The organism is Plantactinospora sp. ZYX-F-223, from assembly GCF_039649625.1.
GTDB lineage: Bacteria > Actinomycetota > Actinomycetes > Mycobacteriales > Micromonosporaceae > Plantactinospora.
Genome location: NZ_JBDJAV010000021.1, coordinates 97,362 through 109,981, shown reverse-complemented (window position 1 = coordinate 109,981; position 12,620 = coordinate 97,362). Strand labels below are relative to the sequence as shown.

The following is a 12,620-nucleotide window of genomic DNA, read 5'->3' as shown; positions in this document are numbered from 1 at the left end:
CGGTGACCAGATCGGATCAAGCCCTCCGGCCTGGGCCTGCTGCTCCACCTGCTGGCGCTGGTCCTCACCGTGGTAGCGCCGCTCGTCGTCCTCACCCGGGTCGTCGCGCCGCTGCGACGGCGTCCCGCCACCTTCCAAATCGAAACTGCGGCCCGCCGGTTCGTCGTCGCGGAGTTCCCCCGCTTGCAGGGCGTCCTGACGATCGTGTCTCTCTGGGGTGCCGCAGGGCTGGTGGTGGTCGAGGGTGGACCGGCGCGGGACGGGCTCGGCTTCAACGACTGGCCGTCCGAGACCTACCACGGAGCCGTGTTCGCCGTCATCGTCGGGTGCGCGCTGGCCGCGCCGTTCCTCCAGCGGGCGGGTCTCGTGCTGGACCCGACCGGGATCTCCGTGCACGGGGCCCGGGGCGACACCACCATCGGCTGGGACGACCTGGCGCCCGGCGGGCCACCGCGACCGGCACCGGTCAGCCCCCGCATCACGCTCTACCGCCGGGGCTGGCATCCGTGGCCAGGCCGCCCACCGCGTAGCGACGAACTGCCGGTCGGGCAGCTGAACGTCCAACCCGACTTCCTCGCCTCGGCGATCCGGGAGTACGTCGTACATCCGTCGTTCCGTGCCGGGATCGGCAGCGCAACCGAACTGGCCCGGCTGCACGCCGACCTTCCGACCCGACCCGACGGCCAGTTCGGGGCGAGCGACACGACGCCCGGTCGGCTCACCTGATGCCGAGGCCGGCGAGGCTTACGGCGGTGGCGGCGGCGATGTCGGCGATCCGGTGGTAGTCGAGGGTGTTCGGGGTGTCGGTGGGCTGGTGGTAGTACGGGTTGCGGAAGTCGGCGGTGTCGGTGATCTGGATCGCCGGTACGCCGATGTCCCAGAACGGCTGGTGGTCGCTGCGGGCGAAGTGCTCGGTGGTCGGCACGTACCGGCGCAGCAGCGGGCCGGCGAGGCGCAGGTCGAGCGCGTCCCGGGCCAGTAGCGCCGTACCGGGTCCGGCCAGGTGGGTCAGGCACTCGCCGAAGAGCCGGGCCAGCCGCCCCGCCGACTGCCGGTACGCCACCAGCGTCCAGTCGCCGCGCCAGCCGCGCTGCCGGATCCGGCGGCGCTGTCCCGGATAGACCAGTCCGGCACCGGGCGGCAGCACCTGGCTGCCGGGTAGGGCCGAGTAGAACCCGATGCACTCGAAGACGACGACCGCGGCGGGGCGGCCGAGCGTACCCAACTCGCCGGCCAGCGCCCGCGAGCCGTGCAGCCCGGTCTCCTCCTCGTCGAAGACGGCCAGCCGGACATGCCGGGCCAGTCCGAGTTCCGGCAGTATCCGGGCGAGTTCCAGCAGGCAGGCCACCCCGGAGGCGTTGTCGTCGGCCCCGGGACTGCCCGGCACGGTGTCCAGGTGCGCGCCGATCAGCACCGTCGGCCGGCGAGGGTCCGTGCCCTCCTCGGCCGGCGGCTCGGCGAGCAGGTTCACCCCGGAGACCGAGTCGCCCGGCACGGTGAACTCGCGTCGAGCGACCCGCCAGCCGGCCCGCTCCAGCTCCCCGGCCACGTACGACTCGGCCCTGGTCATCGCCGGTGCCGCGTGGTGGCGACCGCGCGGCACGTCCAGCCGCTCCACGTGCCGGCGCAGCCGCGCCTCGTCAACGCCGGTCCGTACCGTGGCCAACCGTTCGGCCATCGCGGGTGGCAGGGGGCGCAGTCGTGGCGGGGCGGTGAGGACCATCCATGCCTCCGTGGCAACGTCGCCGGTACCGTCTCCTGCGATCATGGCTGCCCGCCGCAACCCGCAATCCATCCCGGCACGGCACCGCAGGTCGGCGGCGCGGAGCGGATGGCCGGTCGGTGTCGGTGCCCGCTGTTAGGTTGCTGGCCGAGCCAGGGCGACCAGGGGGATGGAGGCCGGCATGGGAATCGTCGCGCTGCGGCCGGTGCGGGACGCGGACCTCGACGCGCTCTTCGCGCAGTCGCGTGACCCGGCGTCGGTCCGGATGGCGGCCTTCACGGTCGACGATCCGGACGACCGGGCGGCCTTCGACGCGCGGCTGGCCCGGCTGCGCGCCTCGGCCGACGTGGTGCTGCGGGCAGTCACCTGGAACGGCGCGCTGGTCGGCAGCATCGGCAGCTTCGTCGTCGACGGCGACACCGAGATCACCTACTGGATCGACCGGGCGGCCTGGGGGCGCGGCATCGCGAGCGCGGCACTGGCGCTCCTGCTCGACCTGGTCACCGCCCGGCCGCTGCATGCCCGGGTCGCCAGCGACAACGCCGGCTCGCTTCGGGTACTCCGCAGGGCCGGGTTCGAGGTCGTCGGAGTCGAGACCTCCTTCGCCAACGCGCGGCAGGCCGAGATCGAGGAGACCCTGCTGCGCCTGGACTAGTGCCCCGTCTTTCTGGCGATCTCCTGACGTCGGGTCGGGTGCGAGGTGGTGTGGGGTCGGGGTATCTGCCGGGCGGACTGTCGAGCTGCCCCGCTTGTGCGCCCACGGTCCCGGGCTGTCCAGGCCCCGACCCCCCCCGCCGGCCGGTCGACCCGAGCGGCACCTCATGCGCCGTCTCGGCAACCCCGGCTTCCGCGCCCCGTCTGTGCACCCAGCTCGACAGTCCACGCACCGACTACTCCCCGGTCGGCCGTCGGGTCAACTGCCCGGCGTCGCGTAGTGACCGAACGATTTGGTGCTGCGGACGGGATGCTGTCGCCGGTGAACCGGAACACCGGGGGATCAGCGCCGGTTCGGCCCGGAGCCGGCCGGCGAGCCCGTCGGTCTCGGCGAGCAGCTTCATGCTGCTGGCCAGGTGGTGAGTGGTGGTGATGTTGCCGGCGATCGGCAGCTCGATGGTGAAGCTGACGGCCTCGCGCCGGTCAGTTCGCCGGCCGGGTCCTACCGGGTCGGCCAATGACATGGAACAATCTCCCATCGACCAACGGCGCGATGTTCACGGGATCGGCGCCGGAGTTGCGGAGCACCCCCGGTGCTGGCGCTCGAACGCGTCGCCGGGTCGTGGGTAGCGCGGGTGGCCGGTGCTTTCTGGCAGAAACCTACGTCGCGAGTCTGCACAGTAGTAAGGCCCTGACTATTATTCCGCCATGAAGAATGAGTCGGCCGTTCCGCCGTATCACATCGCTTCGGTCGACCACGCCCTGCGGCTCCTGCTGCTGCTGAAGACCAAACCGAGCATCCGGGTCGCCGAGGCGGCCGAGGAGCTGAACGTCGCCCGCTCCACCGCGCACCGGCTGCTGGCCATGCTCGTCTACCGCGGTTTCGCGGCGCAGAACCCGACCACCCGGGCGTACCACCCGGGGCCGGTGCTGATCGAGGTCGGGATGGGTGCGCTGTCCAAGCTCGACGTCCGGCGCAAGGCCCGGCCGTACCTGGAGCGTCTGGTGGCGACGACCGGCGAGACCGCCAGCCTGCAGATTCTGGAGGGCAACCACGTCCGGTTCGTGGACTCGGTCGAGTCGGCGAACGCCGTCCGGGTCGCGTCCCGGGCCGGGGTCAGCCTGCCCGCGCACGCCTCGTCCGGCGGCAAGGTGCTGCTCGCCGGCATGTCGCTGGAGGCGGTGCAGCGGCTCTATCCGCACGAGAAGCTGGAGCAGGTGACCGAGGCGACCAACACCGACCGGGCCACCCTGTTCGAGGAGTTGGCCGAGGCCAGGGCGCAGGGCTACTCGGTCAACCACGGGGAGAGCGAGCCGGGGCTGGTGGCGGTGGGCGTACCGTTGCCGGATCGCAGCGGCATCCCGGTCGCCTCGCTGACCATCGCCGGCCCGACCGCCCGGATGGGGCCGGAAGGGGTGAGCCGGGCCGTCGAGGCGCTCCGGGAGGCGGCGAAGGAGCTGAGCGAGAGCCTCTACCGCTGACCAGAGGTGTTCCGTCGACCGGCTCACGGCTGGTCCACCGGCACTTCGGGTCGGACGCCGACGAGACCATCGCCGGACTTTCGGTGGTCGATCGGGGCCGGGAATTTCGACAACTGTCGCAATCATGGCCGGCCATGTCTCTGGTTGAATGTTAGCGATCACATCGGCACCGACCTGCCGAGAGGTGACGAGGCGTCACCGAGCACCCCGGGACGTCAGGTGCCGCAACGGATCGGAAGTCAGCCAGCACGTCGGTGCCTGCCGCGCCGAGATCGGCGGCGGCGGGCACCGGAGACACCAGAGCCACCACCGAGGAGGTTGACAGTGGTCGCAGACCAGCACGCACTTGACCGTCGCCGTTTCCTGCGGACCGTCGGCGCGGTGACCGCCGGCACCGTCGCCGCGACCCAACTGCCGGTCGGCGCGGCCTCGGCCGCGCCCGCCGCAGCGGCGCCGGCCCGCGCCGCCGCCGTACCGGACGGGGCTGCGGTGACCGCCGCGACCTTGTCCCAGGGGGACTTCTACGACCGCAACCCGCGCTGGGTGGTGAAGCCGTTCGGGCTGGACCAGGTCGAGTTGCTCGACGGTACGCTCTTCGCCGAGAAGCGGGACCGGGTGCTGAACCTGCTCCGGGCGTACCCGGCCGACCGGGTGCTGCACAACTTCCGGGTCACCGCCGGGCTGCCGCTGCCGGAGGGGTCGAGCCCGCCGGGCGGCTGGGACGACGCCACCGGCAACCTGCGCGGCCACTACAGCGGGCACCTGATCACCGCCTTCGCCCAGGCGTACGCCTCCACCGGCGACGCGCTCTTCCAGGACAAGGTGGACTACATCGTCGCCGAATTGGCCGCCTGCCAGGCGGCGATGGCGGCGAGCGGGAAGTACAGCCACCCCGGCTTCCTGGCCGCCTATCCGGAGGACCAGTTCGTCCGGCTGGAGTCCTTCGCCACGTACCCGACGATCTGGGCGCCGTACTACACCTGTCACAAGATCATGCGGGGCCTGCTCGACGCGTACCTGCTGGCCGGCAACGCGCAGGCGCTGGCCGTGGTGACCGCGATGGGCGACTGGGTGCACAGCCGGCTCTCGGTGCTGCCCCGGGAGACCCTGAACCGGATGTGGGCCATCTACATCGCGGGCGAGTACGGCGGGATGAACGAGGTGATGGCGGACCTGCACGCCCTCACCGGTGACGCGAAGTATCTCGACACGGCGAAGTGCTTCGACAACCGGCAGTCCCTCTTCGACGCCTGCGTCGAGGACCGGGACATCATCACCCGGCTGCACGCGAACACCCACGTGCCGCAGTTCGTCGGCTACCTGCGGGTCTTCGACCAGGGGGCCGAGGAGACGTACCACGCGGCGGCGGAGAACTTCTGGCACATGGTGGTGCCGCACCGGATGTACGCGCACGGCGGCACCAGCGGCACCTGGCCGGCGACCCCGGACCTGCCGGCGAACACCAACGCCGAACTGTTCCAGCCGAGGGGGAACATCGCCGGGTCGATCGCCGGGAACGGCGCCGAGACGTGTACGTCGTACAACCTGCTCAAGGTGGCCCGGAACCTCTTCTTCCACGACCCGGACCCGACCTACATGGAGTACTACGAGCGCACCCTGCTCAACCACATCCTCGGGTCCAAGCGGGACACCGAGAGCACCACCACCCCGAACGTGACCTACTTCCTGCCGCTGACCCCAGGCAGCACCCGGGGCTACGGCAACACCGGCACCTGCTGCGGCGGTTCCGGCCTGGAGAACCACACCAAGTACCAGGAGTCGGTCTACTTCCGGTCCGCCGACAACTCCACGCTCTACGTCAACCTCTACGTGGCCTCGGTGCTGACCTGGGAGGCGAACGGGTTCATCATCCGGCAGGAGACCGACTATCCGCGCAGCGAGCAGAGCAAGCTGACGGTGCAGGGCCGGGGGAAGCTGGACATCCGGCTCCGGGTGCCGGGCTGGGCGAAGGACTTCTCGGTCAAGATCAATGGCGTGGCCCGGAAGGGCGCGGTCACCCCGGGCAGTTACCTGAGCATCCAGCGGAACTGGAAGCCGGGCGACACCATCGAGGTGACCATCCCGTTCGTACTCCGGCTGGAGAAGGCGCTGGACGACCCGGACGTCCAGGCGATCTTCAACGGCCCGGTGCTGCTGCCGGCGCTCGGCACCGGAAACACCTTCCGGGACTTCTCGTTCTACCGGCGCTACACCCTCGCCGGTGACCTGTCCCGGGCGGTCGTACCGGCCGGCGACGGCACCTTCACCACCAACGAGCACACGCTGCGACCGCTCTACGTCGGCGACACCCAGGCGCACCACGTCTATTTCCGGCGCTCGGAACCGACGGTCGTCTTCGGCACGCACGACTCCGGTGTGCCGAACCGGGAGCGGGCCGACGGTAGGTCGCTCCTCGACGAGGTCTGGGCGGCGGCACCGTTCAAGAACCACAGCCAGTTCATGACCAGGGTCTCCCGGGTCTCCACCGAGTGGGTGCAGGCGGGGTTGATCACCCGGGACGAACGCTGGGCCATCATCACCGCCGCCGGCAACGCCGAGGACGAGCTGAAGTCCTGACCCGGTTTCCGACGACCTGACGCCACGCCGGAGGGCGTGGCGTCAGGTCCAACCGCGTGGCGGCGGGGCCTAACCGTTCGGGCGCGACTCGATCGCCTGCAACGACCAGCGGTTGCCGTCCGGGTCGCGGAAATAGACGAAGTTCCCCCACGGCTGCGCGTCGACCTCGCTCGCCTCGACGCCTGCTTCGCCCAACTGCCGGCGCGCCGCCTCGGCGTCGGCCACCACGACCTGGATCTCCTGGGTGCCGGGCGTCTTGTCGGTGATGCCGTCGCCGATCACGATCGAGCAGGCCGAGCCGGGCGGGGTCAACTGCACGAACCGCAAGCCCTCGTGCACCCTGTGGTCGTGGTCGGCGTTGAACCCCACCTTCTCGTAGAAGGCCTTGGCCCGGTCGACGTCGGTCACCGGAACGGGGATGAGTTCGATCTTCCAGTCCATCGGGCCAGCGTAGGGCGCGGGTACGACATCCCCGCCCGGTTCGTGGTCGCGTGTCCGGGCGGCATTGCCGTGCGCCGTTGCCTGTTATCCTCTCATGACATGCAGGCAGGGGACCGGATCGACCGCGGCTCGCCGCTGCCGATGTATTACCAGCTCAAGCAACTGATCGTCCGGGACATCGAGCGGAGCCGCCGGCAACCGGGCGACCGCCTGCTCGGCGACCACGAGCTGTGCGCCAAGTACGACGTCTCCCGTACGGTCGTCCGGCAGGCCCTGACCGACCTGGAGAACGAGGGCGTCATCGAGCGGGTGAAGGGCCGGGGCACCTTCGTCGCGCATCCCAAAACCGCCGAAGGGCTGGTGCAGTCCCTCACCGGGCTGTTCGAGGACGTCGCCGCTCGGGGCGGCCACCTGCGCAGCGAGGTACGCCGGGCCGAGGTGCTGCCGGCGGACGCCGCCGTCGCCGCCGACCTGGAGATCGCGCCGGGCGAGCCGGTGATCCACCTGGAACGGCTGCGCTTCGTCGACGACGAGCCGTGGGTCTGGACCGTGACACACCTGCCGGCCGGTCTCGCGCCGGGACTCGTCGATGAGGACCTCAGCGACCGGTCGCTCTATCAGGTGCTCGAAGCGTCCTATGGGGTGCGGCTGGTCCGGGGGGTGCGCTCGGTCGAGGCGGCGGTGGCCAGTGCCGCCCAGGCGAGGCTGCTCGGCATCCGGCGCGGTGATCCCGTGCTCGCGCTGCGCAGCATCAGCATCGGGGAGTCCGGCCGCCCGGTGGAGAGTTTCCTCGCGCTGCACCGGGGGGACCGCAGCCGGTTCCAGGTGGAGTTGACCCGGGCCACGACGAGTGGCCGGGCCGGCACTCCGCTCGTACTCGTCAAGGCCTGACCGTCCGCCGAGTTGGCTGGCTCGGCGCGTCGGCGGCGGCAGCGATCTGGGCACAAACGGGTCCCGGCGGCGGTGGTCTGGGCAGCCGTGTGGTCTGGGCAGCGGTGGTCTCGGGCTGCGGTTGTCCGTCCCGGCGCCTGTCGAGCTGCCCCGTTCGTGCGCCCACGGATCGGCTGCCGGCGCGGCCCGACCCTGGCTCGCCGCCAGGCCGTGACATTCCCTTGGGGCGCGGCATTCGCTGGGCGGCGGGATTCGCTGGGCGGCGGGATTCGCCGGGCGGTGGCATTCGCTGGGGTCCGGCATTGCTGGGCGGCGGGATTCGCCGGGGCGGCGGGATTCGCCGGGACATGGCGACGACGAACGCGAGCAGGATGCCGGCGGCAATCGGGCTCCCGAACGATCAGATCTCCCATCCGGACGCTTGTCCGGATGTCCCGCCCCGTCTGTGCACCCAGCTCGACAGTGTGCGCCGGAGGGTGGGGCCGGTCGGCGTCCGGCGCGGAGGCGCGCGGAGGCGCCCGCCGGATTCCGTGAGCAGCAACCCTTGACATCCTGTAATGACAGGACGACAGTATCCCGAAACGCGACCGAAACGGGAGACGACGTGAGTACCAGCGCGACCCCGCCGATCCAGCCCTTCGCGATCAGCTTCGGCGCCGACAACGCCACGCTGGAGCCGCAGGGCCAGGTCCTGACCCGGCGGATGTCCGACCTCGAAGGGCTGTTCGCCGACGGTGACGCCTGGGCGCGGGCGGTCGCCGACGGCGATCCGGCGGTCTACACCGTCGTCTCCTCACCCGTGCCCGAGGTGCCCCGGGAGCTGCCGCAGTCGATCACCACGATCTATCCGGGTGAGACCGGCGGCGAGTTCTGGATGACCAAGGGACACCAGCACCCCGACCCGCAGGGCGAGATCTATCTCGGCCTGTCCGGCCACGGCGGCCTACTGCTCTTCGACGGCGAGCGGGCCGAGTGGCTGGATATGCGCCCCGGCACCATCGGCTACATCCCGCCGGGCTGGGCGCACCGCAGTGTCAACGTCGGCGACGAGCCGTACCGGTTCCTCGCCGTCTATCCGGGCAGCGCCGGACACGACTACGGCTGGGTGGTCGAGCACGGCATGGGTCTGCGGGCCCGCCGGGCCGCAGACTCCGGCGGCCTCGACCTCGTCCCGTTCGGCGCCCCGGCCGGCAAGCCCTGAGCCACCGCCAGCTTCCACGGATAGGAGACCACATGGCAACGAAGAGCGTCTCACTCGGCGCGGCCGGGCTCGCCGCGGTCGTCACCCTGGCCGTCGGCGTCGTCGCCGGCCGGGCCTTTGGCGGCGGCTCGGACGACGACGGCGGCGGCGGGGCCGCCGGTACGGCGGCGATCGCCGGTACGAAGATCGACGTCATCGTCAAGGCCACCGAGTCCGAGTTCTGGCAGTCGATGCTGGCCGGCGCCAAGAAGGCCGGCAGCGACCTCGGCGTCGAACTCGACCTGTTCGGCCCCACCTCGGAGGCCGACATCGAACCGCAGGTACGTCTGGTCGAGGATGCCATCTCGCGCGGCGCCAAGGCGATCGTGCTGGCGCCGAACTCCTCCACCGCGCTCAACGGGGTGATCGACCGGGCCCGGTCCAGCGGCATCAAGGTGATCGTCGTCGACAACGCGGTGCAGACCAAGAGCGACGGCTTCATCGGTACCGACAACGTCAAGGCCGGCGCCCAGGCCGGGCAGCGGCTCTGCGAGCTGATCACCCAGGCCGGCAAGCCGAACGGCAAGGTGCTGCACGAGTCGGCGGTCTCCGGCGTACAGGTGTTGATCGACCGGTTCGAGGGCTTCAAGCAGGGGCTCGCCGAGAAGTGCCCGCAGGCGACGATCGTGCAGACCCTGGTCAACGACAACGACCTGAACAAGGCGGTCGGCCAGGTCAACGACGCGCTGACCCGGGAGCCGGACCTGGCCGGCATCTTCGCCGACAACAACACCTCGGGTGTCGGCACCGCAAAGGCGGTGCAGGAGAAGGGCGCCGCCGACCGGGTCGCGGTGGTGGCGTTCGACTCCGACCCGGCCGAGGTGGAGGCGGTACGGTCCGGCGGGATCGACGCGATCGTCGTACAGAACCCGTTCTTCTTCGGCTATCAGGGTGTGGTCGAGGCGGCGATGGCGGTGGCCGGCAGCAACGCGCCGCAGCGGCTCGACCCGGGCGCCGTACTCGTGGACAAGTCCAACGTGGACGCCGAGGAACTCCAGTCCCTGCTGAACCCGCCGAAGACCAAGGACTGACCCGGACCTCGGGAGGTGTGATGAGCGACGAGCCGGTGGTGCGGCTGCGCGGGGTCACCAAGACGTACGGGCCGGTGACGGCGCTCGGCGACGTCGACCTGGACCTGCTCCCCGGCGAGGTGCACTGCCTCGCCGGGGAGAACGGGGCCGGCAAGTCCACCCTGATCAAGGTGCTGACCGGCGCGGTGGCCCGGGACCGGGGCGAGTACTCGGTCGCCGGGGTGCCGCTCGGGCCGCGCCCGTCCCCGGGGCAGACCCGGGACGCCGGGATCGGCGTGGTCTACCAGGAGTTGAGCCTGCTGCCCGACCTCAGCGTGCTGGACAACCTGACCATGGGACGGTTTCCGCGCCGGTTCTTCGGCATCGTGGACCGGGCCGCGCAGCGGCGTACCGCGCTGGACCATCTGGACCGGGTCGGCCTGGCCGACCTCGACCCGGACCAGCCGGTACGCGCCCTGCCCACCGCCACCCGCCAGCTCGTCGAGATCGCCCGGGTGCTCGGCACCCGGGCCAAACTGGTGATCTTCGACGAGCCGACCACCGCACTGTCGGAACGGGAGGCGGCGGCCCTGCTGGAGCGGGTCGCCGCGCTGCGCGACACCGGGCACACCGTGCTCTACGTGACCCACCGGCTGGAGGAGATGTTCGAGGTCGGCGACCGGGTCACCGTGCTGCGCGACGGCCGGCTGGTGGCGACCCGGCCGATCGCCGACTACGACCACGACTCGCTGATCCAGGCGATGGTCGGCCGCCCGGTGCAGAACCTCTATCCGGGCGAGCGGCACGAGATCGGCCCGCCCCGGCTGGAGGTACGCGACCTGCGGATTCCCGGCTTCGCCGCGCCCGTCGAGCTGACCGTGCACCAGGGCGAGATCGTCGGCTTGGCCGGGCTGCTCGGCGCCGGCCGCTCGGAGATCGTCCGGGCGGTCTTCGGTGCCGATCCCGTTGACGGCGGTGAGGTCCGGGTTGACGGGACGCCGATCCCCGCCGGTTCGCCCCGGGCGGCGGCCCGGCACGGCGTCGCGCTGCTCACCGAGGACCGCAAGGAGTCCGGGCTGCTGCTGGAACTCTCCATCGAGGCGAACGTCTCGATCGCCAGCCTCGGCCGGGTCGCCAGCGGACCGGTGCTGCGCGGCGGCCGGGAGCACCGGCACGTCCGGCAGGCCGTCGAGGGGCTGCGCCTGAAGTACGGCTCCTTCGACGATCCGGTCACCTCGCTCTCCGGTGGCAACCAGCAGAAGGTACTGCTGGCCCGCTGGCTCGCCACCGGCGCGAAGGTGTTGCTGCTGGACGAGCCGACCAAGGGCGTCGACGTCGGCGCCAAGGCCGACATCTACCAGGCGATCGCCGAGATGGCCCGGACCGGCATCGCCGTACTGGCGGTCTCGTCGTACCTGCCGGAGCTGCTCGGGCTCTGCGACCGGATCGTCGTGGTACGCGAGCGCCGGGTCGTCGGCGAACTGCCGGCTGCCGAGGCGACCGAGGAGGGAATCCTCCGGCTCACCAGCCCGCCGATCTCCGCCGCCGACCTGTCGGCCCCGAAGTCCCCGCAAGCCCCTCTGGAGTCCTGATGACCACCCGAGACAGAGAAGTGACCCAGGCTGCCGGACCGGAGGTGCTCGGGCTGGGCAGCCTGCTCGGCCGGGGTTTCGGCGGGCTGCCGGTACTCGTACTCCTGGTCCTGGGGTTGAGCCTGGCCACCGACACCTTCCTGACCGGCACCAACCTGGACAACCTCGGACGCCAGGTCTCGATCTACGCGATCATCGCCATCGGGCAGCTCCTGGTGATCCTCACCGCCGGCATCGACCTCTCGGTCGGCTCGGTGGTGGGCCTGTCCGGAGTGATCGCCGCGAAGGCGGTCTTCGACACCGCCGGCAGCGGATCCGTGCTGCTCGCCGTCGTGCTCGCGCTGCTGGCCGGGGCGGCGATCGGGCTGGTCAACGGGATACTGGTGGCGATCCTGAAGATGCCGCCGTTCATCGTCACCCTCGGCACCCTGGGCATGGCCCGGGGGCTCACCCTGCTCTACACCGACGGCCGGACCATCCAGCCGCTGCCGCGCTCGTTCACCTCGATCGCCGGGGGCGAGTTCCTCGGCGTCGCCAACCTGATCTGGCTGACCGTGCTGATCGCACTGCTGGTCGGTTTCGGGCTGCGGCGGACCATCTGGGGCCGCTACATCTACGCGGTCGGCTCCAACCCCGAGTCGGCCCGGCTGACCGGGGTACCGGTCCGGGCGGTGCTGCTCAGCGTCTACGCGCTGGCCGGTACGCTCGCCGCGCTCGGCGGCCTGCTGCTCGCCTCCCGGCTCGGCAACGGGGTGCCGACTGCCGGCAGCGGCTACGAACTCCAGGCCATCGCCGCCTGCGTGATCGGCGGGGCGAGCCTCTTCGGCGCCCGGGGCTCCGCGCTCGGTGCCCTGGTCGGGGCGCTGATCGTCGGGCTGCTCAACAACGGCGGCACGCTGCTCGGCATCGACCCGTTCTGGTTGCAGGTGGCGATCGGGGCGTTGATCCTGGTAGCGGTGGGGGTCGACCAGTTGCAGGGCCGCCGCCGGGTCCGGCGGGGGGCGTGAGCG

General features: G+C 71.2%; 12 protein-coding genes. 9 read left to right on the top strand and 3 right to left on the bottom strand.

What is annotated here, in order from left to right:
• The first annotated feature begins 69 nt into the window (after positions 1–69).
• Positions 70–726: a hypothetical protein gene (locus tag AAH979_RS21950; RefSeq protein ID WP_346259990.1), complete on the top strand. Its 657-nt coding sequence runs from the start codon at positions 70–72 to the stop codon at positions 724–726.
• Here AAH979_RS21950 and AAH979_RS21945 read toward each other — a convergent pair.
• The gene (locus tag AAH979_RS21945) at positions 719–1,723 is read right to left on the bottom strand and encodes a M20/M25/M40 family metallo-hydrolase (RefSeq protein ID WP_346259989.1); all 1,005 of its coding nucleotides are present in this window, start codon (positions 1,721–1,723) and stop codon (positions 719–721) included. The genes AAH979_RS21950 and AAH979_RS21945 overlap by 8 nt on opposite strands.
• Positions 1,724–1,904: 181 nt before the next feature.
• On the opposite strand from AAH979_RS21945, the gene AAH979_RS21940 reads away from it, so the two are divergent.
• Positions 1,905–2,378 carry a GNAT family N-acetyltransferase gene (locus AAH979_RS21940; RefSeq protein ID WP_346259988.1) on the top strand — a complete coding sequence of 158 codons (474 nt, stop codon included), beginning with the start codon at positions 1,905–1,907 and terminating at the stop codon, positions 2,376–2,378.
• Positions 2,379–2,613: 235 nt separating this feature from the next.
• On the opposite strand, the gene AAH979_RS21935 is transcribed toward AAH979_RS21940, so the two are convergent.
• Positions 2,614–2,901 (bottom strand): hypothetical protein, encoded by a 288-nt coding sequence (locus tag AAH979_RS21935; protein WP_346259987.1) that lies wholly within the window; start codon positions 2,899–2,901, stop codon positions 2,614–2,616.
• Between the two features lie 184 nt (positions 2,902–3,085).
• On the opposite strand from AAH979_RS21935, the gene AAH979_RS21930 reads away from it, so the two are divergent.
• Positions 3,086–3,859, top strand: a complete 774-nt coding sequence (locus tag AAH979_RS21930) for an IclR family transcriptional regulator (RefSeq protein WP_346259986.1) — start codon at positions 3,086–3,088, stop codon at positions 3,857–3,859.
• A gap of 324 nt (positions 3,860–4,183) precedes the next feature.
• Positions 4,184–6,436: a beta-L-arabinofuranosidase domain-containing protein gene (locus tag AAH979_RS21925; RefSeq protein ID WP_346259985.1), complete on the top strand. Its 2,253-nt coding sequence runs from the start codon at positions 4,184–4,186 to the stop codon at positions 6,434–6,436.
• 69 nt (positions 6,437–6,505) lie between these two features.
• On the opposite strand, the gene AAH979_RS21920 is transcribed toward AAH979_RS21925, so the two are convergent.
• On the bottom strand, positions 6,506–6,877 hold the full coding sequence (locus AAH979_RS21920) for a VOC family protein (RefSeq protein WP_346259984.1): 372 nt from the start codon (positions 6,875–6,877) through the stop codon (positions 6,506–6,508).
• 99 nt (positions 6,878–6,976) lie between these two features.
• Here AAH979_RS21920 and AAH979_RS21915 point away from each other — a divergent pair, with 99 nt between their 5' ends.
• The 5 genes from AAH979_RS21915 to AAH979_RS21895 all read left to right on the top strand — a co-directional run bounded on the left by AAH979_RS21915 (position 6,977) and on the right by AAH979_RS21895 (position 12,617).
• Positions 6,977–7,768 carry a GntR family transcriptional regulator gene (locus tag AAH979_RS21915; protein ID WP_346259983.1) on the top strand — a complete coding sequence of 264 codons (792 nt, stop codon included), beginning with the start codon at positions 6,977–6,979 and terminating at the stop codon, positions 7,766–7,768.
• Between the two features lie 604 nt (positions 7,769–8,372).
• Positions 8,373–8,969, top strand: coding sequence for a glucose-6-phosphate isomerase family protein (locus tag AAH979_RS21910; RefSeq protein WP_346259982.1), 597 nt, complete (start codon positions 8,373–8,375; stop codon positions 8,967–8,969).
• Positions 8,970–9,001: 32 nt separating this feature from the next.
• Entirely contained in the window at positions 9,002–10,039 is a 1,038-nt protein-coding gene (locus tag AAH979_RS21905) for an ABC transporter substrate-binding protein (protein ID WP_346259981.1), read from the top strand.
• A gap of 20 nt (positions 10,040–10,059) precedes the next feature.
• On the top strand, positions 10,060–11,610 hold the full coding sequence (locus AAH979_RS21900) for a sugar ABC transporter ATP-binding protein (protein WP_346259980.1): 1,551 nt from the start codon (positions 10,060–10,062) through the stop codon (positions 11,608–11,610).
• Positions 11,610–12,617, top strand: coding sequence for an ABC transporter permease (locus AAH979_RS21895; protein WP_346259979.1), 1,008 nt, complete (start codon positions 11,610–11,612; stop codon positions 12,615–12,617). Before AAH979_RS21900 ends, AAH979_RS21895 begins: the two co-directional genes overlap by 1 nt.
• The last annotated feature ends 3 nt before the right edge of the window (positions 12,618–12,620 follow it).